This window comes from Micromonospora sp. CA-259024 (genome assembly GCF_050936255.1).
Classification (GTDB): Bacteria; Actinomycetota; Actinomycetes; order Mycobacteriales; family Micromonosporaceae; genus Micromonospora.
Genome location: NZ_JBNJND010000001.1, coordinates 1,079,366 through 1,099,460 on the forward strand (window position 1 = coordinate 1,079,366; position 20,095 = coordinate 1,099,460).

General features: G+C 71.7%; 16 protein-coding genes. 8 read left to right on the forward strand and 8 right to left on the reverse strand.

Annotation, left to right across the window (positions count from 1 at the left end; genetic code table 11):
• Positions 1-12: 12 nt before the first annotated feature.
• The 7 genes from ACQEUX_RS04385 to ACQEUX_RS04415 form a co-directional block, all read right to left on the reverse strand.
• On the reverse strand, positions 13-1,929 hold the full coding sequence (locus ACQEUX_RS04385) for a glycerophosphodiester phosphodiesterase family protein (RefSeq protein ID WP_433041451.1): 1,917 nt from the start codon (positions 1,927-1,929) through the stop codon (positions 13-15).
• 104 nt (positions 1,930-2,033) lie between these two features.
• On the reverse strand, positions 2,034-2,774 hold the full coding sequence (locus ACQEUX_RS04390) for a cellulose binding domain-containing protein (protein ID WP_433041454.1): 741 nt from the start codon (positions 2,772-2,774) through the stop codon (positions 2,034-2,036).
• Positions 2,775-2,848: 74 nt separating this feature from the next.
• Positions 2,849-3,235 carry a DUF742 domain-containing protein gene (locus ACQEUX_RS04395; RefSeq protein WP_433041457.1) on the reverse strand — a complete coding sequence of 129 codons (387 nt, stop codon included), beginning with the start codon at positions 3,233-3,235 and terminating at the stop codon, positions 2,849-2,851.
• The gene (locus tag ACQEUX_RS04400; RefSeq protein WP_433041460.1) at positions 3,207-3,656 is read right to left on the reverse strand and encodes a roadblock/LC7 domain-containing protein; all 450 of its coding nucleotides are present in this window, start codon (positions 3,654-3,656) and stop codon (positions 3,207-3,209) included. Before ACQEUX_RS04400 ends, ACQEUX_RS04395 begins: the two co-directional genes overlap by 29 nt.
• A complete protein-coding gene (locus ACQEUX_RS04405) occupies positions 3,653-5,581 on the reverse strand; it encodes a nitrate- and nitrite sensing domain-containing protein (protein WP_433041463.1) in 1,929 nt (642 codons plus the stop codon). Before ACQEUX_RS04405 ends, ACQEUX_RS04400 begins: the two co-directional genes overlap by 4 nt.
• Positions 5,582-5,624: 43 nt before the next feature.
• Positions 5,625-8,189 (reverse strand): LuxR C-terminal-related transcriptional regulator, encoded by a 2,565-nt coding sequence (locus ACQEUX_RS04410; RefSeq protein WP_433041466.1) that lies wholly within the window; start codon positions 8,187-8,189, stop codon positions 5,625-5,627.
• 5 nt (positions 8,190-8,194) lie between these two features.
• Complete coding sequence (locus ACQEUX_RS04415) at positions 8,195-9,460, reverse strand: Hsp70 family protein (RefSeq protein WP_433041469.1); 1,266 nt, start codon at positions 9,458-9,460, stop codon at positions 8,195-8,197.
• Positions 9,461-9,760: 300 nt separating this feature from the next.
• On the opposite strand from ACQEUX_RS04415, the gene ACQEUX_RS04420 reads away from it, so the two are divergent.
• The 7 genes from ACQEUX_RS04420 (at position 9,761) to ACQEUX_RS04450 (ending at position 18,130) form a co-directional block, all read left to right on the forward strand.
• Positions 9,761-10,657 carry an IniB N-terminal domain-containing protein gene (locus ACQEUX_RS04420; RefSeq protein WP_433041472.1) on the forward strand — a complete coding sequence of 299 codons (897 nt, stop codon included), beginning with the start codon at positions 9,761-9,763 and terminating at the stop codon, positions 10,655-10,657.
• A 115-nt stretch (positions 10,658-10,772) separates the two neighbouring features.
• Positions 10,773-12,629, forward strand: coding sequence for a dynamin family protein (locus tag ACQEUX_RS04425; protein ID WP_433049593.1), 1,857 nt, complete (start codon positions 10,773-10,775; stop codon positions 12,627-12,629).
• Positions 12,626-14,086, forward strand: a complete 1,461-nt coding sequence (locus ACQEUX_RS04430) for a dynamin family protein (RefSeq protein ID WP_433041475.1) — start codon at positions 12,626-12,628, stop codon at positions 14,084-14,086. Before ACQEUX_RS04425 ends, ACQEUX_RS04430 begins: the two co-directional genes overlap by 4 nt.
• A 134-nt stretch (positions 14,087-14,220) precedes the next feature.
• Entirely contained in the window at positions 14,221-15,240 is a 1,020-nt protein-coding gene (locus tag ACQEUX_RS04435; RefSeq protein WP_433041478.1) for an ABC transporter substrate-binding protein, read from the forward strand.
• A 31-nt stretch (positions 15,241-15,271) separates the two neighbouring features.
• Entirely contained in the window at positions 15,272-16,279 is a 1,008-nt protein-coding gene (locus ACQEUX_RS04440; RefSeq protein ID WP_433041481.1) for a FecCD family ABC transporter permease, read from the forward strand.
• 4 nt (positions 16,280-16,283) lie between these two features.
• Entirely contained in the window at positions 16,284-17,360 is a 1,077-nt protein-coding gene (locus tag ACQEUX_RS04445; RefSeq protein ID WP_433041484.1) for a FecCD family ABC transporter permease, read from the forward strand.
• Positions 17,357-18,130 carry an ABC transporter ATP-binding protein gene (locus tag ACQEUX_RS04450; RefSeq protein ID WP_433041487.1) on the forward strand — a complete coding sequence of 258 codons (774 nt, stop codon included), beginning with the start codon at positions 17,357-17,359 and terminating at the stop codon, positions 18,128-18,130. The genes ACQEUX_RS04445 and ACQEUX_RS04450 overlap by 4 nt, the downstream gene beginning before the upstream one ends.
• A 374-nt stretch (positions 18,131-18,504) precedes the next feature.
• Here the strand turns inward: ACQEUX_RS04450 and ACQEUX_RS04455 are convergent, their stop codons facing one another.
• On the reverse strand, positions 18,505-19,164 hold the full coding sequence (locus ACQEUX_RS04455) for a DUF2470 domain-containing protein (protein ID WP_433049596.1): 660 nt from the start codon (positions 19,162-19,164) through the stop codon (positions 18,505-18,507).
• A 113-nt stretch (positions 19,165-19,277) separates the two neighbouring features.
• Here ACQEUX_RS04455 and rpsD point away from each other — a divergent pair, with 113 nt between their 5' ends.
• A complete protein-coding gene (rpsD, locus tag ACQEUX_RS04460) occupies positions 19,278-19,886 on the forward strand; it encodes a 30S ribosomal protein S4 (protein WP_433041490.1) in 609 nt (202 codons plus the stop codon).
• Positions 19,887-20,095 lie beyond the last annotated feature (209 nt).

The following is a 20,095-nucleotide window of genomic DNA, read 5'->3' on the forward strand; positions in this document are numbered from 1 at the left end:
CCTGCGCTGTGGTTACTTCAGCGCGAGGGTGCGGGCGTCGGCGGCGATGACGCTGGCGACCTCGGCCGGGACGAGCTTGCCGGCCTGCCGGTCGGCGTAGGTGGCCAGCTCGGCGTACTGGGCGTGGACCAGCTTGGAGGTCATGGCGGTGACGGCGCCCGGGTCGGCGCCGGAGGTGAGGATCAGGTAGCCGAGGCCGGCCTGGTTCACCGTCACGGTGAAGGTGCTGGTGGCGGTGGCGGTGCCCTCGGGCCCGGTCACCTCTGCGGAGATGGTGTGGCGCCCGGCGGTCAGCTTGGCCAGGTCGAGCTTGCGCCCGGCGGCTGACTTCCTGCCATCCAGCGTGACGGTGACGGTGTCCGCGTTGGTCGCGGCGACCGCGATCACCGGGGACTGCGCCCGGTCGAGCCGAGCCCCGTCGGCCGGCGAGGTGATCTCCACGGTCGGGTCGGCGGAGGGTCGCTGCAGGAATGCCGAGTTCCAGCCGACCAGCTCGGCGGCACGGTTGGTGATGATCGCGTCGGTGCCGATCCGCTCCAACCGCTGCCACAGGCCGGCGGAATCCATCGTCCAGGCCATCACGGCGACCCCGGCGGCGTGCAGCGGGGCGACGACCTCCGGCTTGGCCAGCAGCGCGTTGCCGTCCGGGTTGTACGCGGTCAGGTGCAGCTCCCTGGCGATCGCCACCGGGTCGGCGTCGAGACTGCTGCGGAGCAGGCCGAGCGGCAGCTGCGGGGCGAGTTCGTAGGTGTACCTCAGAGCGTCGACCTCGAAGCTCTGGATGAAGACCCGGCCCATCATCTGCTCGTCCCGGATCACCTGGATGATCGTGGCGACCTCGTCCCGAGTGTGCCTGCCCTTGATCTCCACGAGCAGGTTGCCGCCCCGGGTTCGCAGGTCGGCGAGCTGCTCGGCCAGGGTGGGAACCCGCTCGCCGACGTACTGCGGGCCGAACCAGGAGCCGGCGTCGAGTGCCTTGATCTGCGCGGCGGTCAGGTCCCGGATGTTGCCGGTGCCATCGGTGGTCCGGTCGACGGTGCCGTCGTGCAGGATGAACGGGACGCCGTCCTTGCTCGGCTGGACGTCGTTCTCGATCCAGTCGGCACCGCCCTTACGCGCGATCTCCTGGGCGACGAGAGTGTTCTCGGGTGCGGCGGCGGACGCCCCCCGGTGGGCGATCACGGTGAACGGGCTGCCCTCGGGGCGGAGGTAGCCGTTCGGCGCCAGCTCGGTGACGGTGACGTCGTCGTACGACACGGTGGAGCCGTTGACGAAGAGCCCCTGGACGCCGTTGGCGGAGCGCTGGAGGCTGGTCGTGCGCATCGCCTCGCGCCCGTCGAAGATCCAGCGCGCCTGGTTGCCGTGCACCTCGACGGCGACGCGGACGTCACGACCGGTTCCGGCGGCGTACGGGGCGGAGGCGGTGTTGGTCACGACCCAGGCGTTGGCCGTGGTCCGCTGGGCGAACTCAAGACCGTTGGCGGCGGTGGTGCCGCTGCGCATGGTGGCGATCCACCACGGAGTGGCGCCGTCGGCGGGCACGTCGATGCCGAGCGAGGCCCAGCGGGTCGCGGCGGAGACCGTCTCGAAGCGCATGGTCGCCTCGAGGCGGAAGTCGTTCAGGTGCCGGCCGAAGGTGATCTTGTTGTTCTCGCCGGAGCTGGCGGAGGTTCCGTACAGTCGGCCGTTCTCGACCTTCCAGGTGCCGTCGACCGCGTTCCAACCGGCGGGCAGCGACCCGGACGAGAAGTTCTCCGACACGACGACGCTGCCCGGCTCGGCGGTGGCGGGCGACGAGGTGGCGACGGCCACCGCGACGGCAGCGCCGGTGACGGCGAGGGCGGCGACGGTGGCGGCGGCCCGGGTGCGCAGGGCGGCGCGGCTCGTCCCGACGCGGCCTCGCGACGATGATGCGGGTAGGACAGTCATGGTCGCGACGGTACGAAGCACACCCGAAATGATGATCAATTACGTATGGCTACCGCCGGAACGCTGGGTGTACCGCACGTCATCGACACCTATGGCCCGGTCGGTCAGTCCGGCAGGCCGGTGCAGGCGGTGCCGTCGATGGTGCACGCCTTCGGAGTCGAACCGACCGTCGACCCGTTGACCCGGAACGTCACCCGGACGGAAGCGTTGCCGGGTACCTGACCGGCTCCCTCAACTGGCACGAACGTCCACACCGCACCGTCCTGACTGACCTGTGCGCCCTCCACCGAGCTGACCCGCAGCGACTCTCGGGGCAGGGTGACGGCCAGCTTCCACTGCGGCACCGGCACCGGCCCGGGATTGCTGATCGTCACGGCCGCGCCGTAACTGAGCAGGGCGTTGTCAGCGATGGCGAAGTCGGCGCGCAGGGCCGTCAGTGTGGGTGAGGCCGTCGTGGGGGTCGGTGAGGGCGTGGTCGAGGGCTCGGGAGTCGGCGTGGCTGGCGTGGCTGGCGTGGCTGCGGGGGGAGCGGACGCCGCCGGGCTGGTGGCCGCCGGTCGCGCCTGCGCCCGGGGGGTGCCGACCGGCGCTGTGTCAACCTGCTCGGCGGAGGGTGGCGGGTCGAGGGTCACCGGTGTCAGCTTCTCTGGCGTGTGCAGCACCCCGATGACGGAGACGACCGTCGCGATCAGCACCCCGAGCGCCGCGGTCGCGGCCACCCAGGTGGCCCGCGAGACGTCGTCCCGGCCGGTGAGCACCCGCCGTACGGCCGTGACGAGGGCCACGATCCGGTCCAGCAGAATGATCGCCACGGTACGGCGTGGCTGGGGTGGTGTTGCCGGCACTGCCTGTCTCTCCTTCAATTCGTCGTCGGACGCGCGCCCGCGATTCGTTCGGGTCGCGGATCGCACCGGCCCTGTCACAGGGCGCGAAGTCCGACGAGTATCGCCTCGAGCAGATCCTCGGTCGGCAGCTCCGACAGCATCGGCGGATTGTGCGTCTCGATCAGCCCGGCCGTGAGCAGGTCGCCGAGCAGCACCCGGACGGTCCCCAACGGAAGGTCCAACTCGGCGCCGACCTCCGCCACCGACACTGGATGGTGACACAGCTCGACGATCCGCGCCTGTTCGGGGAAGAGCGGTACCGAAGGCGTGACCGCCTGCCGGGCGACGATCAGCGAGATCAGATCGAATTGACCGCGCGCGGGCGCGGTGCGCCCGCCCGTCATCGTGTAAGGCCGGGCGACGGGGCCCGCGTCCTCGTCGTACCAGGCCTCGTCAGCGGTCCCGTTGGTGTACACCAGCATCCCCGATCTTCGCCGAGGAGGCCGGTCCCAGCCTGATCGGCAGATGCCGCTCGGCCTGCCCCACGAAGAGCGCCACCTCGTACGCCATGTCGCCGACCTCGACGTCGTCACCGGCGATCCGCACGGTGAGGATGGTGCCGTTCGGGATGGTGGCGATGAACAGGAACGCTCGCGACATCTGCACCACGACCTGCCGCAGACCACCCGCATCGCAGGTCCGGGTGGCGGCCAGCCCCAACGCGATCAGTCCGGCGACCACGCCGGAGATCTGCTCGGCCAGCTTCGGCTCCACCCGCCGGGAACCGCCGAGGGGCAGCCCGTCGGGGGAGAGCACCACGGCGAACTCCGCGCCGCGGACCCGGCCGACCAGGCGGTCCAGGGCGCCGGTCAGGCCGTCGTCGGTGACCACTGCAGACGTCATTGGTGTCTCCTCGTTGCTCTCGCGACCGGCAACTCGACCGTGTCGACGCCGGTGCTGCGGTGTTCGGGGCCGGTCGGCCCGATTGGACGGACCCGCATCGGCAACTCGCCCTCGCCGCTCGGGTCGGGCAGGTCGGCGCCGTTCCGGGCCTGCGGGAACGTGTCGCCGACGGGTGCTGCGGACGGTCCACGGCCGGTGTCGGTCATCGTCACCAGGCGGTCGGGGAGGAGCACGATCGCGGCCGTCCCCCCACGCCGGCTGGGACGCAGCGAGACGTGGGCGCCGCAGCGCTCGGCCAGCACGGCCACCGTGTAGAAACCTGCGAGGCCGGTGGGCGGACCGTCCGGCGGCGGGTTGCCGAGCAGGTGGTTCGCCTCGGCCAGCGCGGAGGCGTCCAGGCCGGGCCCGTCGTCGACGACCACGACGGCGCACCCCTGCGGTCGGTGCTCGCCGGTGACCCGGACGGTGGTCTCCGCCGGGGAGAAGGCGAGGGCGTTCTCGATCAGCTCCGCCAGCAGGTGGATGACGTCCGTGACGGCGGGACCCGCGAGCGACCACGGCCAGTGCGGCGCGATCAGGACCCGGTGGTAGTCCGGCACCTCGGCGACCGCGCCGCGCGCGACGTCGAGCAGTGGCACCGGGCGCCGCCAGCGGCGAGCGGGCGTCGCGCCGGTGAGGGCGATCAGCTTCTCCACGTTGCGTCGGATCCGGGTGGTGAGGTGGTCGAGCTGGAACAGCTCACCGGTCTCCTCGGCGGACCGCTCCCGGCGCTGCATCCCGTCGAGCAGGCTGAGCTGATCGCGCAGCAGGACCTGGTTGCGTCGGGTGAGTCGCAGGAACAGCTCCTGGTGGGCGTCGTCCGGCGCTGCCGTGGCATCCGGTCCCGGGGCCGGGGAGTCGACGTCCCGCCTGGTCAGCTCGTCGGTCAGGCGCCGGACCGTGCCGGCCCAGCTCAACAGGAGCACGAGTACGACGATGAGGCCGAGCCCCACCACCGTGCCGGTACGCGCGACGATCACGGCGGCACCCGGCGCGGCCCGCTCGACGCTGCTCCGGGCGGTCGTCGTCACCAGCGTCTGTAGCGCGCCGAGGGCGGCGTCGGCCGCGGCCCGCCAGGCCGGCATGGTGATCCCCGTCGGGGCGTTGGCGGTGTCGGTCCGGAGCAGCCTGTCCTCCAGAGCGAGCAGGCCCGCGAACTCGGGGCCCGTCGCGAGTCGCTGGTGCTCGCCCCGGCCGTCGACGGGCAGCCCGGCCACCGCATCGGTACGCGCGTACCGCTGGTTGCTGACGAGTTCGGTCAGTCGGCGCCGCTCGTCGACGCCGAGCCGTCCACCGGTCAGGGCTGCGCTGACCAGCGTGTCCTCCCGGGCGAGCAACTCGCGGGCGCGGGCCAGCGCGATCACCGCCCGGGTGTCGGCGGCCAACGTGCTCTCGTACGCGCCCCACTCCGGGCCGTACACCCGGAAGGCGACGTCGATGACCTGGTCGTACCCGCCGACCGCCTCGGCCTGGTCGATACGCCCGGTGTCCACCTGGGACCGGATCGTGCCCAGGCCGTCGAGCCGTCGCACCAGTTCGCCGGCCCGGTCGCGGACCTCACCGGCGCTGAGCAGCCGAAGGTCGAAGCCCTCGGTGAACCCGCGAACCTCGGCGGCGGCCCGGTCGGTGATCTCGCGTGCCCCGACCAGCGGGGCCGCCGTCGATCCGGCCCCGGCGATCGTCTCGGCGGTGACCCGCCGTTCGCTCTGCAGGCTCAGGATCAGGCGGTCGATGGGCTGGCCGAGGGTGTCCGCCAGGGCCCGTACCCGCAACAGGTCGGCGGCGTCCTGACCGGCCACGTACGCCCCGTACGACCAGAGCGTGATCAGTACGGCGGCCAGCACGGCCAGCCTGGTCCGGATCAGCCGGCCCTCGCTGGGCGTCACGTCCCGCTCCGCTCGGTGCGGTGGCGTCCGTGCCACGGGTGCCTCATCGCGTCGCCCGCTGCGGCCACGGCTGTCCGGCCGTGTCGCTGGCCCGGTCGGCGACCATGGTCCGCAGCAGAGCCAGCAACTCCGCGCGGTTGGCGCAGTTCAGCCGGTTGCGCATCCGTGCCACGTGGTGTTCCACGGTCTTGGCCGAGATGAAGAGTCGGTCGCCGATCTCCCGATAGGTCAACCCGGCCAGCACCAGCTCGGCAACCTCGTACTCGCGGTCGCTGAGCCCCTGCTGGGTGGGGCCGGCGACCCGTGTCGTGCTCTCCCCGGTCGTCGGTGTCTGCCCGCCGTTCCCGGCGAGCGGGCGCCCCTGCAATGCTCGGGCGCACTCCAGCAGGGTGGTCATCGCCCGCCGGTCCGCCGTACGGATCGCGGCCTGGCCGGCGAGGCGCGCAGCGTCCCAGCACAGCCCCGTGTCGTGCAGCCCTCGGGCGGCGGCCTCCACCCGGGTCGGGTCGACGACGCCCCGGAGGACCTCGACCCAGCTCTCCGCCGCCGCGGCGACAACGGCGGCGTACCGGCTGTGGCCGGCGGCGGCGAGGAGCGCGGTGACGTGCTCGTCGGCGACCGCGGGCGTTCCGGTCAGGATCGCGGCGTGCAGCCCGCTCCAGTGCAGCGGAACACTCCACAGTGGTGGATCGCCGAGTCGGCCGAGCAACGAACGCCCCTCCCGCAGGTACGGCTCCAGTCTGGCCACATCTCCCAGCCGTGCGCCCGCGATCGCCAACTCACTCAGCGGCAGCAGGGTGAACAGGTCGACGGGGTGCCGAACGACCGCCTCCAGCGCCTGCCCCCAGCCACGCTTGAGCGCCCCGAGGTCGCTGTTGCGCCGGCTGATGCCCATGCGGATCGCGGCGGCGAAGAGCAGGTCGCGTGACTCCAACTGCCGTCCGTCGAGCGTCACCGTGGCGAGGCGCTCGGTCGCGGCGTGCGTCTCGCCACGGACCATCAGGATCCAGGCCTGCAACAGTCGGTGACGGCGAGCCATCAGCGGGCCACCGACACCGGCGCCGAGCGCCCGGTGCAGCACCCGCTCGGCGATCTCCAGCTCACCGGAGTGCACCGCCGTCAACGCGGCCAGCGCCGCTGGGCTGTCCGGTAGCAGCGCCGCCCGTCCGTCCGGCTCCAACAGCGCGGCGGCCTGCACGAGCGCGGAGAGCGCGGCGGTCGGCGGGCCGGTCACGCTCTCGCGTACCCCGTTGGCCATCAGTCGGGCGGCGCTGGCGTGCAAGGTTGGTGGATCGCCCGCGGGGTCACCCGCCGGCTGGTCCGCGGTGGCGCTCAGGTCGCCGGTGGCGAGCCTGCCGACGATGGCGAACGACACCGCCGAGGCGGTGCCCGCCCACCGGTACAGCTCCACGCTCCGACCGACGTGACCGCGGTGGGCCAGGGCGGTCGCGGCCACGACGGCCGCCTCGGAGCGGTCGGGCGGCGCGGCCGTCGCCAGCAGTCGGTCCGCCAGCCGCAGGGCGTCGTCGAGGTTGCCGGCGAGGGCGGCGGCGAGCGCCTGTTGGGCGCTGGCCGGCTGGCCGGCTGCCGTGGCTGCGGCGAACAGCTCGGCGGCGAACGCCGGCTCATCGACCAGGGCCTCACTCGCCGCGGCCGCGAGGGTCGAGGCCGGGCAGTCGCCGAGTGCGCCGACCGCGAGCAGGGAGCGGACCAGCGGCAGCACCGCGCCGCCCCGAGCGAGCTGTAATTCGGTGAGCTGGCGCCAGACCGTGGTCCGGTCGGTGGTCGGGCTGAGCGTCGTCACGGCCCGCCGGACGATCGGCGCGAGCCGGCCGTCGGCGCCGAGCAGCCCGGCGGCCCTGGTCGTGGAGATCAGGTCCTCCACCTCCGCCGGCTCGCGGCCCAGGAGTGCGCCGAGCATGCTCACCGGCAGCGGCCCGGCCGCCGCGACGGCGAGCAGCAGTCGTCGTACGGCGGCGGGCTGAACGTCCAGGTCCGGTCCGAAGTCGAGGATGGCGGAGCGGGGCGGGCTGACCACGGCGCCGGTCGGCGTCTCCGCGCCGGCCAGGCCGCGGACCAGGCGTTCGACATCCCGGGGTACGCCGAGGGTCTGGGTGTGCACGAAGTCGACCAGGTCGTCGCGGCGGCCCAGCCCGGGTGTGGCGGCGAGGTGGGCGGCGGTCTGCTCCCGGGTGAACGGCGTGAGCAGCACGGCCTGCCCGTCCCGCCGCAGAGCGTCGACCAGGTCGCTGAGGGCCGCCGACCGGGGCCACGGGCGATAGGCGACCACCAGTCGGTGCCGACGGGCGGCCACCAGACGCAGCAGCACCTCGATCCGTGCGTCGTCGAGCAGGTGCGCGTCGTCGACCAGCACCAGCGTGTCGGGGTCGACCGGTTCGCCCGGTTCCGGGGTGGCCGTGCGTACGGTGCCTCCGGCCCGCTGGTGCATCCGCGCCAGCTCGGCGAGCAACGCGGTCTTTCCGTGACCGCCAGCGCCCGCGACGCCGACGGTCAGTGGGCCGGTCGGGTCCCGCACGACCGTGTCCAGCAGGGCCTGCGCCCCCTTGTCCAGCGTCAGCCCTGATTCGGCGACGTCATTCATGATCATTGAGGTCATCCTTCGCGTCCCCGGCCACGGGCCAGCGCCAGGCGGGACGGTTTCGGCAGGTCCAGTGGGAGGACCCGGACCGGGGGTCGCGGTGGCGGATCGCCCGGGACGGTGGTGTCGTGGTGCGGGCGGCGCGGTGCCGGAATGGTGGCCCGCCCGGCTCCGCTGACCGGGGCCGGGTCGCGTACCGGTGCCGGGTCGGGAGGGCGCGGTGACACCACCTGGCAGGCGGCCATCGCCGCCCCGGTGGCGGCGGTCAGTTGGGAGTCCGGCTCCACCTCGACGGGAACCGGGAGGGCCGCGCTGATCAGCTCGGTGACGAGCGGGACGCGGGTGGAGCCGCCCGCCAGCAGGACGCCATCGAGCTGCGCCGGCGTCAGGTTGGCACTCTGCACGGCCCGAAGCAGGAGGTCCACGGTGGCCTGCACCGTCGGGCGGATCATGTCCTCGAATTGCGCCCGGGTCACCGGTATCCGTGCCGGACCGCCCGGCAGGGCCAGCACCACGTCGGCCGTCAGATCGACGGTCAGCACCCGCTTGACCCGGTCACACTCCGCGCGGAGCCCGCGCAGCGCGGCCATGGCGCCCCGCCGTGCGGTGGCGGCCAGCTCCCGGGCCAGCATGGTACGGGCATGCTCGGCCAGGGCCTCGTCGAAGTCGGCGCCACCAATCGAGTCGAGACCCTGCGGCGTGCCGAACGTCTCGTACGTGCCGCGTGACGTGCGGCGCACCAGGGCCGCCTCGAAGCTGTTGCCGCCCAGGGCGTAGACGACGGCCGTGGTGCCCGCGAACCCGCGCGCCGCGTGGCTCTCGGCGACGGTGACCGTGCGGGGCAACAACGTCACGTGGTGCAGGCCAAGGTCCGACAGTGCCCGGCGCAGCGTCTCGCGCCGGTAGGGGCGCCACCCCGCCGGGTGGCTGAGCACGATCGCCTCGGCCGCGCCACCCTCCAGGGCGTGGGTCCGCTCCACCACCCACGCCGCGAGTTCGGCGGTCAACGTCTGCGGGGCGCACGCTTCGCCGCCGAGCAGCAGGGGAACGTCGTCGCCGATCCGGTGGACGAAGTCGCGGGTGGTGCGGCTGCCGTCGTCGGTCGCGGGCTCGCCGACGTGCAGTGAGCCGTCCTCCGACAGGCACAGCACGGACGGTACGAGAGCTGAGTCGGCGGTCAGCGGGACGGCCTCGGGGCGCGTCCAGGTCGTGCCGTGCCGCCGTGCGACGGCGGCGGCCGTGTTGGTGCTTCCGATGTCTATCCCCAGGACGTACGGCATCGTCTCTTCTCTCCCCGTGTGTGTTGGCCGGTCGGTGGCGATGGCGTCGGTGCTGCTCCGACGACCCACCCCCGGCGAACCCCGCGGGCTCCTACGTTCGTACCAGAGATCAGTCCCTGGTCGGGACCCTAATCTCGCCGGGACGGTTTCCCCCTGTCCCCCTAACGTACGAGGTGGCGGAGCCCCTAGTTCAACCGGCCCGGATGCGGGTTGAGCCCCGATGCCCGGGGGCGCGCCCGGCAATAGCGTCTCTGTCGACGCAAGACATTCGTCGATGCCACTTCCGAGGAGAACCGGCACATGGACTCGCACCAGACCCTCCACGACTTCGTGCTCGACCTGCTGACGAACCCCGACGCGCGGTCGGCCTTCGACCTCGACCCCGAGGGTGCGTTGCGGTCGGCCGGGCTCACCGACATCACCGCGGCCGACGTGCAGGACGTCGTACCGTTGGTCGTCGACTACGCGCCGGGGCAGGGTCTCGCGCCGTTGGCCCCGGCCGTCGGGCAGCTCGGGCTGGACCCGCTGGTGACCGACACCACCGATGTGGTCGGCCAGCTGCAGAGCGTCGCGCAGCAGATCAGCGTCACGAGCTCGCCCACCGGCCTGGACGTCAAGGCCGGCGTGCTCGGCGCCATCGCGGTCGACCCGTCGGCCGCCGCCGCCGGCGTCACCGTGCTGCCGGGGATCGGTCTGGGCGTCGGTCCGAGCGGCCTCGACACCGACCTGGCCGGTGTCTCCGACGTGGCGTACACCCTCGACGCCGACGTGGTGCAGCCGGTGGACGCCATCACGGACCCGGTGCTCGGGGACGTCACCGGCACGGTCGGCGACCCGACCGGTCTGCTCGGCGCCACCGACCCGGGTCTGCTCGGCGGCGACCTGACCGGTGGTGTCCTCTCCGGCACCACCGGTCAGGTCGACGGTGTCGTCGGCTCCCTCGGTGTCGGGGACACCCTGGGCGGGCTCGGCCTGGGGCACGGCGGCGGCGTTGTCGGCGGCGTGGTCCCGCCGCTCGACGTGCCGTCCGCGGTGGGCGGTGTGACGCACCAGGTGGACAGTCTGCTCCCCGGTGTCACCGGCACGGTCGGTGACGTGACCGGCGGGGTCACCGACGGTGTGTTGGGCGACTCGCACGACGATGGGCACACCTCGTCCGACCAGGGGCTGCTGGGCATCACCGGCGGTCTGCTCTGACGGGGATTTCCGGTCGGAACGGAGGGCCGGATCGCTTCAGGCGATCCGGCCCTCTCCGGTTCCACATCCGGTCCCTCTTGATAATTGAGCCGAAATCCGCACACTTGGTGCGGTGATGGCCGGGATCTGGTTGGACGTACTGGACGAGATCGCTCGCACGTGCAGTGCACACGGTCGTGGTGACCTACTCCAGACGGTGCGGCAGAAGCGTGCCCAACTGCTGGACCCGACGCTCCGCGTCCTGGTCATCGGCGAGCCGAACCAGGGTAAGAGCCAGTTGATCAACGCGATCATCAACGCTCCGGCCTGCCCGGTCGGCGACGGTCGTACGACCGTCCTGCCGACCGTGGTGCGGCACGCCGAGGCTCCCTCCGCCGCCGTGGCCCAGGCACCGCCACCAGCCCCGGGCCGTCCCGCCGGCACCGCCGTCGCGGTGACCGTCGAGCGCACCCCGATGGCGCTCAACCAGGTCGCGGCGGGCGTGGCCGGCCTGGTCGGGCGGCGGCCCGGTGGCGGTCCGGCGTACGTCGAGATCGGGGTGCCCCGCGCCCTGCTCGGCGCCGGGCTGGTGCTGGTGGACACTCCCGGCACCGACGAGATAGCCGCCATCGGCGGCGCCGCCTCGGTCGCCGCTCCCGCCCGGGCGGACACCGTGCTGCTGGTCTCGGACTCCACTCGGGAACTGTCGGTCTCCGAGCTGAACATGCTGCTGCACGTCATGCGCTCGCATCCGAACGTGGTCGTGGTGCAGAGCAAGACCGATCTGGCGGCGGACTGGCGCGCGGTCGCCGAGCGCAACCGGCAGCACCTGGCCGAAGCCGGCGTCGCGGTGACGCTGATCCCGGTCTCGGCGACGCTGCGACTACGCGCCGCCGCGGTCGACGACCGTGGCCTCAACGCGGAGTCCGGCTTTCCCGCGCTGATCGCCCGGCTTCAGCGGGACCTGGCCGGCAAGGCCGACCAACTGGCCAGGGTGTCGGTGCAGACGGTGGCCCGGACGGTGGTGGAGCAGTTGGCCGCGCCACTGCGCGCCGAACTGGCGACCCAGGAGGCCGAGGAGCAGTCCGGGCCGATCTCCCGGCTGCACGCGGCGCAGCGCGAGGTCGACGAGCTGCGCCGGTGCTCCACCCGCTGGCAGAACACACTCAACGACGAGATTGCCGACCTGCTCTCCGACATCGAGTACGACCTTCGCGACCGGACCCGGCAGATCCTGCGTACGGTGGACGAGGCGTTCGACACGGCCGATCCGTTGGTCGCCTGGGACACCTTCCAGGACTGGCTGGAGCGGAGCCTGGTGGAGGCGGCGGAGGCCAACCACGAGTGGCTGATCCAGCGCTGCGACTGGATCGCCCGCCGGGTGGCCGCCAACTTCAACCGGTACGGCTACGACGTGCTGCCACCCTGGTCGATGACGATGCCCGACGACATCGGTGAGCGACTGCCAGATCTGGAACGGCCGACGATCGACCGGTTCACCACGGGCCAGAAGCTGTTCACCGGCATGAAGGGTTCCTACGGCGGCATGCTGATGTTCGGTCTGGCGACCACGCTGGCCGGGATGCCGATGATCAACCCGGTCTCGGTCGGCATCGGCGCGCTCTTCGGCGGCAAGAGCATCCGGGACGAGAGCAAGCAGTTGCTCCGCCGCCGGCAGGCGGTCGTCAAGACGGCCATCCAGCGGCATGTCGACGACTTCTTCGTCCGGATGGTCCGAGACTGCCGGGACACCGCCCGGCAGGTGCAGCGGATGCTGCGGGACCACTTCACGGGCCTGACCGAGGAGCTCCAGGAGGCCATCGTCCAGTCGTTCCGCAGCGCGAAGCAGGAGGCCGACACCGATGCCTCCCTGCGCGAGCAGCGACAGCGCGAGATCCGGCTGAAGATGACCCGGTTGGCCGCGCTCTACGAGCAGGCTCAGCAGTTGACCGGCTCCCGTCCCGCGCCGTTGCTGCTGGAACCGCAAGCATGACCGTGGGACTGCGCCTGGACGAGGCGGCATGGGGGTTGCTGCACCAGGCCATCGACCTCTACCAGGACAATCCCCGCGCCGTCGCGCAGTTGCGGCGCCAGGTGGCCCGGTTGGAGCAACCGCTGCGGATCGCGGTCGCCGGCCCGTGGCGGTCCGGCAAGTCGACCGTCCTCAACGCGCTGATGGGTGAGGAGGTCGCGCCGGTCGAGAGGGCGGACGGTGTCTTCACCTGGTATGAGGACGGTGCCGCGCCGCGCGCCACGGCCTATCCGGACGGTCAGCCTCCACAGGACCTGGCGGTGGTCAAGTCGGCCACCGGGCTGCGGGTGGATCTCGGCTGGGGGGCGGGGGACGTGCGCGACATCGTGGTGCAGTGGCCGACGCGGGCGCTGCGGCAGGTCACGCTGATCGACACCCCGGCGGTCACCGGCAACGTCGAGCAGGGCCGCGTACCGGTGTTGGAACGGGTGCTGCGGGAGTCGGACGCGGTGTTGTATCTGACCCGCGATGGTCGCGACAGTGATCTGCGGGTGCTGGAGTCCGGCCGGGACAGCGCGGTCGGGCAGGCTGCCCCGGTCAATGTGATCATGGTGCTGTCCAGGGCGGACGAGATCGGTGGAGGCCGGATCGACGGGCTGCTCACCGCCCGGCAGCTCGCTCGGCGGCACTACCGCGATCCGCGGGTCAGCGCGCTCAGCGTGAACGTGGTGGCGTGCAGTGGAATGATCGGACTGGCGGGCAGGATGCTCGGCGAGTCGGACTTCGCCGCGCTCGCGACCCTCGCCCAGGTGCCCCGCGCGGAGCTGGAGACCCACCTGATCTCCGCCGACCGCTTCCTCCGTGGCGAGCTGCCGGTACGGCTGGAAACCGAGGTGCGCGCCGCGTTGCTGGATCGGTTCGGGGTCTTCGGTGTCCGGCTGGCGACCACATTGGTGCGCAGTGGCTTCGACAGCCGGGTGAAGCTCTCTGCCGAACTCATTCGGCGCAGCGGTCTCACCGAGCTGCGCGAGTCGGTGACACGCTGTTTCATCGATCGCCGCGACACCCTCAAGGCCCGCTCCGCGCTGGCCGCGGTGGAGGCGCTGCTGCGGGCCGAGCCCACCCGGGGTTCCGCCGAGCTGGCCGGCGCGGTCGAGCAGATCCTCGCCGGCGCGCACGAGTTCCGGGAACTGCGCCTGCTGGTGGCGCTGCGGAACACCCGGCTCGGGTTCGATGCCGAGCTGGCCGCCGAGGCGCAGCGGCTGATCGGGGGGAGCGGGGTGGGCCTGGCCGCCCGGCTCGGTGTCGAGCACGAGGCGACCGTGCAGCGGCTCTGGGAGGTCGCCGCCGACGCGCAGTGGCGATGGCGGGACCGGGCGGAGGACCCGCTGCTTCCGCTCGCGCAGCGGCGCGGGGCCCAGGTCGTCGTCCGCAGCTGCGAAGGGATGATCGCCGAGCTGGTCGCGGGCGGTCGCTGAGACCTGACGGCGTCCGCGTGGCCGTTCTTCGAGGTCCTGGTACCCCCGCGTTGGCAAAACCGGCGACGTTGGTTAGCCTAACCTAACTTTCGAGCCGGGTGGCTCGGGTCTTTCGACAGATCGGGAACTTCACCATGCACTCATGGCGTCCGGTTCTGGCCGTGGCGGCGCTGAGCGCCGTGCTCGGCGGGCTCACCGGCTGTGGCAACGACACTGGTACCGGTGACTCCGCCGCCGCCAACGCCTCCGGCCCCTGGTCGTTCGAGGACGGGTCGGGTCAGGTGGTCAAGGCGGACAGGACACCGACGCGGATCATCGCGCACGCCGGCGAGGCCGCGGCGCTCATGTCCTTCGGTATCAAGCCGGTCGGCGTCTACGCAGACGAGCCGGTCAAGACCGACCCCAACCTGAGGAACCTCGACCTCACCGGTATCGAGATCCTCGGCGAGGAGTGGGGCAAGATCGACGTGGAGAAGGCCGCGGCCCTGCGTCCGGACCTGATCGTCGGCGACTGGTGGCCGGCCGAGAAGGCGCACAGCGGCATGGAGGAAGGCGTCGACGAGAAGAGCAAGAAGCTCGCCGAGTTGGCCCCCGTCGTCGGGGTCGCGCAGGGCAAGTCGATCGTCGCGCTGGCCGAGGGGTACGAGGATCTCGCCGAGAGCCTCGGCGCCGATGTGAACAGCCCCCAGATCGCGGCGAACAAGAAGCGCTTCGAGGAGGCGGTGGCCACGTTCAAGGCGGCTGCCTCGGGCAAGCCGGGCCTGACGGTGGCGGCGATGTCGCCCGCGACCGAGAAGGTCTACGTCGCGAACCCCGAGTACGCACCCGAACTGCTGGACCTGCAGACCTGGGGCCTGAAGGTGATCAACCCGGCCAGCCCGGACCCGGCCTTCCCGTACTGGGAGAACCTGAGCTGGGAGAACGCGGACAAGTACCAGCCGGACCTCATCCTGTGGGACGGCCGGTCCTTCACGCCGACCGCCAACGCCGAGTGGGGCAAGAAGCAGCCGACCTGGTTCAAGATCAAGGCGGCCAAGGCTGGCGCCACCGTCTCGTGGCCGGCGTTCTGGCTGCACACGTACGGTGACTTCGCCACCGAGCTGGACAAGCTGACCGTGGCGGTCAAGTCCGCGGATCCGAATGTCGGCAACTAGCCAGCTCGGAGCGCGCACCTCGACCAGAGGCGTGCGGCGAGCCTCTGCCCTCGGGCCGGGGCTCGTCGTCCTCTGCGTGGTCCTCGCTCTCGTCAGCTTCCTCAGTGTGACCATGGGCTCGCGTTCGATCGGGTTGTCGGAGGTGCTGCACGCCCTGTTCAGCCTCGACAGCGACGGGCCGATCAGCAGCACCGTCACGCTGGAGATGCGGGTACCCCGCACTCTGCTCGGCATCCTGGTCGGCGCCGCGCTCGGCGTGGCCGGGGCGATTCTGCAGGGCGTCACCCGCAACCCCCTGGCGGACGCGGGAATCCTGGGCATCAACTCTGGCGCCGCCGCGTTCGTGGTCTTCGCCATCACCGTGCTCGGCGTACGCGGCGTCGGTGTCTACGTCTGGTTCGCCTTCGCCGGCGCGATCGCGGCGCTCGCGCTGGTGTACGCGATCGCGTCGCTCGGCCGGGAGGGTGCCACCCCGGTCAAGCTGGCCCTGGCGGGCGCGGCTGTCACCGCCGGCCTGACCTCGGTGACCAGCGGGATCGTGATGACGAACGTGGACGCCCTCAACGAGCTGCGGTTCTGGCAGGTGGGGTCACTCGCCGGCCGGTACGGCCCGATCCTGACCGGGGTCGCGCCGTTCCTGCTCCTCGGCCTCGCCGCGTCCCTGGGTTTCGGGCGTGCCATCAACGGCCTCGCGCTCGGCGAGGACGTCGCGCGTGGCCTCGGCCAGCAGGTGACCCGCACCCGGGCGGCCGCCTTCGCCGTGGTCGCGGTTCTCGCCGGCGCGGCGACCGCCGCCTGCGGGCCGATCGTCTTCGTCGGGCTCGTCGTGCCGCACCTGGCACGGTTCATCTGCGGCCCCGACTACCGGTGGATCCTGCCGTACTCGATGCTGCTGGCCCCCATCGTCCTGTTGCTCGCCGACGTGCTCGGCCGCGTGGCGGCCGCCCCCGACGAGCTCCAGGTCGGGGTGGTCCTCGGGCTGATCGGTGCGCCCGCGTTCATCGCGATCGTGCGCTACGGCCGGCTGTCGGAGGTGTGAGCAGATGACGACAACGACGACGGCCCCGAGCGACCTCGGCACCGCCGCATCCGGCACGGCGGCTGCGCTGCGCGCCAACCGGAGGCGTCGAGCCGGCCGGTCCATCGTGGTGACCTGCGCCCTGACCGTGGCGGTCTGCGCCCTCTTCGTGCTCACCATGATGGTGGGCAGCTTCCGCATCGGTGCCGGAGAGGTCATCGCGTCGGTGCTGCACCTGTCCGACAATCCCAGCGTCGACTTCGTCGTCCGTGGCCTGCGGTTGCCGACCGCGGCCGCCGCCCTGACGGTCGGGCTCGCACTCGGCGCCTCGGGGACGATCTTCCAACAGTTGCTGCGCAACCCCCTCGCGTCCCCGGACTTCGTCGGCATCACCTCGGGAGCGGGGCTGGCGGCCGTCACCGGGATCGTGCTTCTCCAGGCCAGCGGGCTCGTCGTCAGTGGGCTCGCACTCGGCGGCGCGATCGTCGCCGCCCTGGCGATGTACCTGCTGGCCTGGCGCGACGGCGTCAGTGGCTACCGCTTCATCCTCATCGGGATCGGAGTGGCGGTCTTCTTCGAGGGCCTGATCGGCTACGTGCTCAGCCGGGCACAGCTCTTCGAGGCCCGCCAGGCCATGCACTGGCTGATCGGCTCGGTAGGGCAGGCCAGCACCACCGAGTTGCGCCTGCTCACCGTTGCTCTGGTCGTCCTGCTGCCGGTCGCCGTACTGCTCCAACGGCCACTGAGCGCCCTCGAACTCGGCGACGACGCCGCCCGCATGCTGGGCACCCGGGCCGAACTCAGTCGCGCCGGGCTGCTCGGCACCGCCGTCGTGCTGGTCGCCCTGGCGGTGTCCGTGGCGGGGCCGATCGCCTTCGTCGCTCTCGTGGCCGGGCCGATCGCCAACCGGCTCCTCGGCCCAGCCGCCCGGGGTGTCCTCCCGGCCGCACTGGTCGGCGCCGCGCTGCTGCTCACCGCCGACCTCATCGCTGTGCACCTGCTGCCCACACCCCTGCCCACCGGCGTGGTGACCGGTGCGGTCGGTGCTCCCTACCTGCTGTGGCTTCTGGCCACCACCAACCGGCAAGGAGCGGGCGGATGACCCGACTACGCGCCGAGGGCCTCACCCTCGGCTACGACGACCGGACCATCGTCGACGACCTCGACGTCACCGTGCTCGACGGCAAGGTCACCGCGATCGTCGGCGCCAACGCCTGCGGCAAGTCCACCCTGCTCCGTGGCCTGGCCCGACTGCTCGCGCCGCGCGCCGGCACCGTCCTGCTCGACGGCAGGTCCCTCGCCGACCTGCGGAACATCGACGTGGCCAAGGTGCTCGGGCTGCTCCCGCAGACTCCCGTCGCGCCCGACGGCATCACCGTCGCCGACCTCGTCGCCCGCGGTCGCTACCCCCACCAGGGCTGGTTCCGACGATGGAGCGACCACGACCACGAGGCCGTCGCCCGGGCACTCGACGCCACCGGCACCGCGGACCTGATCGACCGTCCGATCCGGGAACTGTCCGGCGGTCAACGCCAGCGCGTCTGGGTGGCCATGGCCCTGGCTCAGGACACCGACCTGCTGCTCCTCGACGAACCCACCACCTACCTGGACATCAACCACCAGGTCGAGTTGCTGCGGCTGCTGCGGAAACTGAACGCGGAGTCGGGCAAGACCATCGTCATCGTCATGCACGATCTCAACCTCGCCTGCCGTTACTGCGACCACCTCATCGCGATGTCCGGCGGTTCGATCGTCGCCGAGGGAGCGCCGGTCGACGTGGTCACCGGCGACCTCGTCGAGCAGGTCTTCGGTCTCAGCTGCCTCGTCGTACCCGACCCGATCGCCGGAACACCGATGGTCGTCCCCGCGTAGCCGGCCTCTAACGCGGATGAGGGACGGCCGTGGCGGCCGTCCCTCATCCGCGTCGCGCCGGGATCAGCGCGGCTCGTACGTCTGACAGTCCGCGATGTCCTGACCCGGACCCACCCGGGTGGACAGCGCGTGGCACTCCAGCCGATGGTGATGGCGAACGCGTGGCAGCCGTCGTGGTTGTAGCCGCAGTCGGTGACAGTGCACCCGTGTACCCGCGGCATCTCCAGCATGTCGGTCCTGGCGATCTCGCTTCCGTCGGTGGTGCCGGGTCACCTTCATACCCGGCCTCGACGGGACAACTCCCTATCAACCGTCCCTTTTAGGAGTATTTCGCGTAGGCCGGCTTGCCTAACCGCCGACGAGGGCGGCGATCGTCAGCGGGCGTGTCGGGCGCGGCAGCCGCGCGCGTGCCGAAGTAGCTCCTCGATCTGCGTGCCGAGTTCGTCCGGATGCCTCAGTGGCGCCCGGAAGTTCAGCCGGACGTCCAGGTCACCCTTGCTCAGCTCCAACCGGAGTACGACACCGTGGCGGTCCAGGCGTACCGGCCGGACCTGGCGAACACCCTGAAGGTGGCGGGCGGGTATCAGCCGGCTCAGTGCCTCGACGGTGTGTGGGTGGTGGTGGTCGAGGTGGCACAACAGATCGGCCTCGACGGCGGCCAGCGGGTCGGGTTGGGCGGCCGCGAACTCGTCCGCGTCGACGCACGTCGTGTGACCGTCGACGGTCAGCTCGGCGGTGGCGAGGTCGAGGACCGTCACCAGCTCCTGATCGATCCCGGTCGCGGCGGCCTCGGTCACCAACCAGCCGGTGAACGTGGCGCGCCCGCGCACCCGGTCGCGTACCGGGGTGGGCGCCAGGTCGGTCACCTCGACCATCGCGACGGTCTCCCGCTGGTGTGCGAGGTGGTCGGCCAGGTGGCAGCCGGCCGGTAGGTCGACCCGCAGCCGACCGTCGCTCGTCACGGCGTGCCGTCCGACGACGTACGCCTCGACGCCCGGGATGTGCAGGGTGAGGGAATCGGCGGCGACGAGCATCGATCGGATTCGGACACCCGCGTCGTCCGTGGAATCCGCCGTGCTGGTCGAGGGCTTGCTCAAGGCGATCATCTCCTAATAAGGTTAGCCTTACCTTACTTGAGAGGTGAAGGATGAATCAGACCCGTCCCAAGGTCAAGCGCTCCCGTGCCCTGGGCATCGCGCTGACCCCGAAGTGCGTGCGCTACTTCGAACGCCGCCCGTTCCCGCCGGGGCAGCACGGTCGGGCACGACGCACCACCAGCGACTACAAGGTCCGGCTGCTGGAGAAGCAGCGACTCAAGGCGCAGTACGACCTGCACGAGGGGCAGCTCCGGCGCGCGTTCGACCGGGCCGTGCGTCGGCCCGGCAAGACCGGTGAGGAGCTGATCGTCGAGCTGGAGAGTCGGCTGGACGCGCTGGTGCTGCGAGCCGGGTTCGCCCGCACCATCTACCAGGCCCGCCAGATCGTCACCCATCAGCACGTCACGGTGAACGGCCGTCGCCTGGACCGGCCGTCCGCGCGGCTGCAACCCGGTGACGTCATCGAGGTGGCGGAGCGCAGTCGGGGCAAGGCGCCGTTCGTCGTCGCGGCGGCCGGGGCGCATGCCCCGGAACGTCTCGCCCCCTACCTTGAGGTCAACCTGCCCGGCCTGACCGCTCGGCTGACCCGGCTCCCGCTCCGCTCGGAGGTCCCGGTGGTCTGCGACGAGCAACTCGTCGTCGAGTACTACTCACGCTGACCGACGGTTGGAAGGGCCCCGAGTGCAGGCACCTGCACCGGGGCCCTCCGCGTGTGGATCGTGGCCCGAAAACCGTTATTCGATCTTACTTCGCACGGTCGCCCCTGACCTGCGGAGATAACGCTCTCACGGATGGCGGGAGAGTGCTTGACGCACCCGCGATCGGGACGCAACGATGCATTCGCATGTCTCGCACCACCACCCCCAGG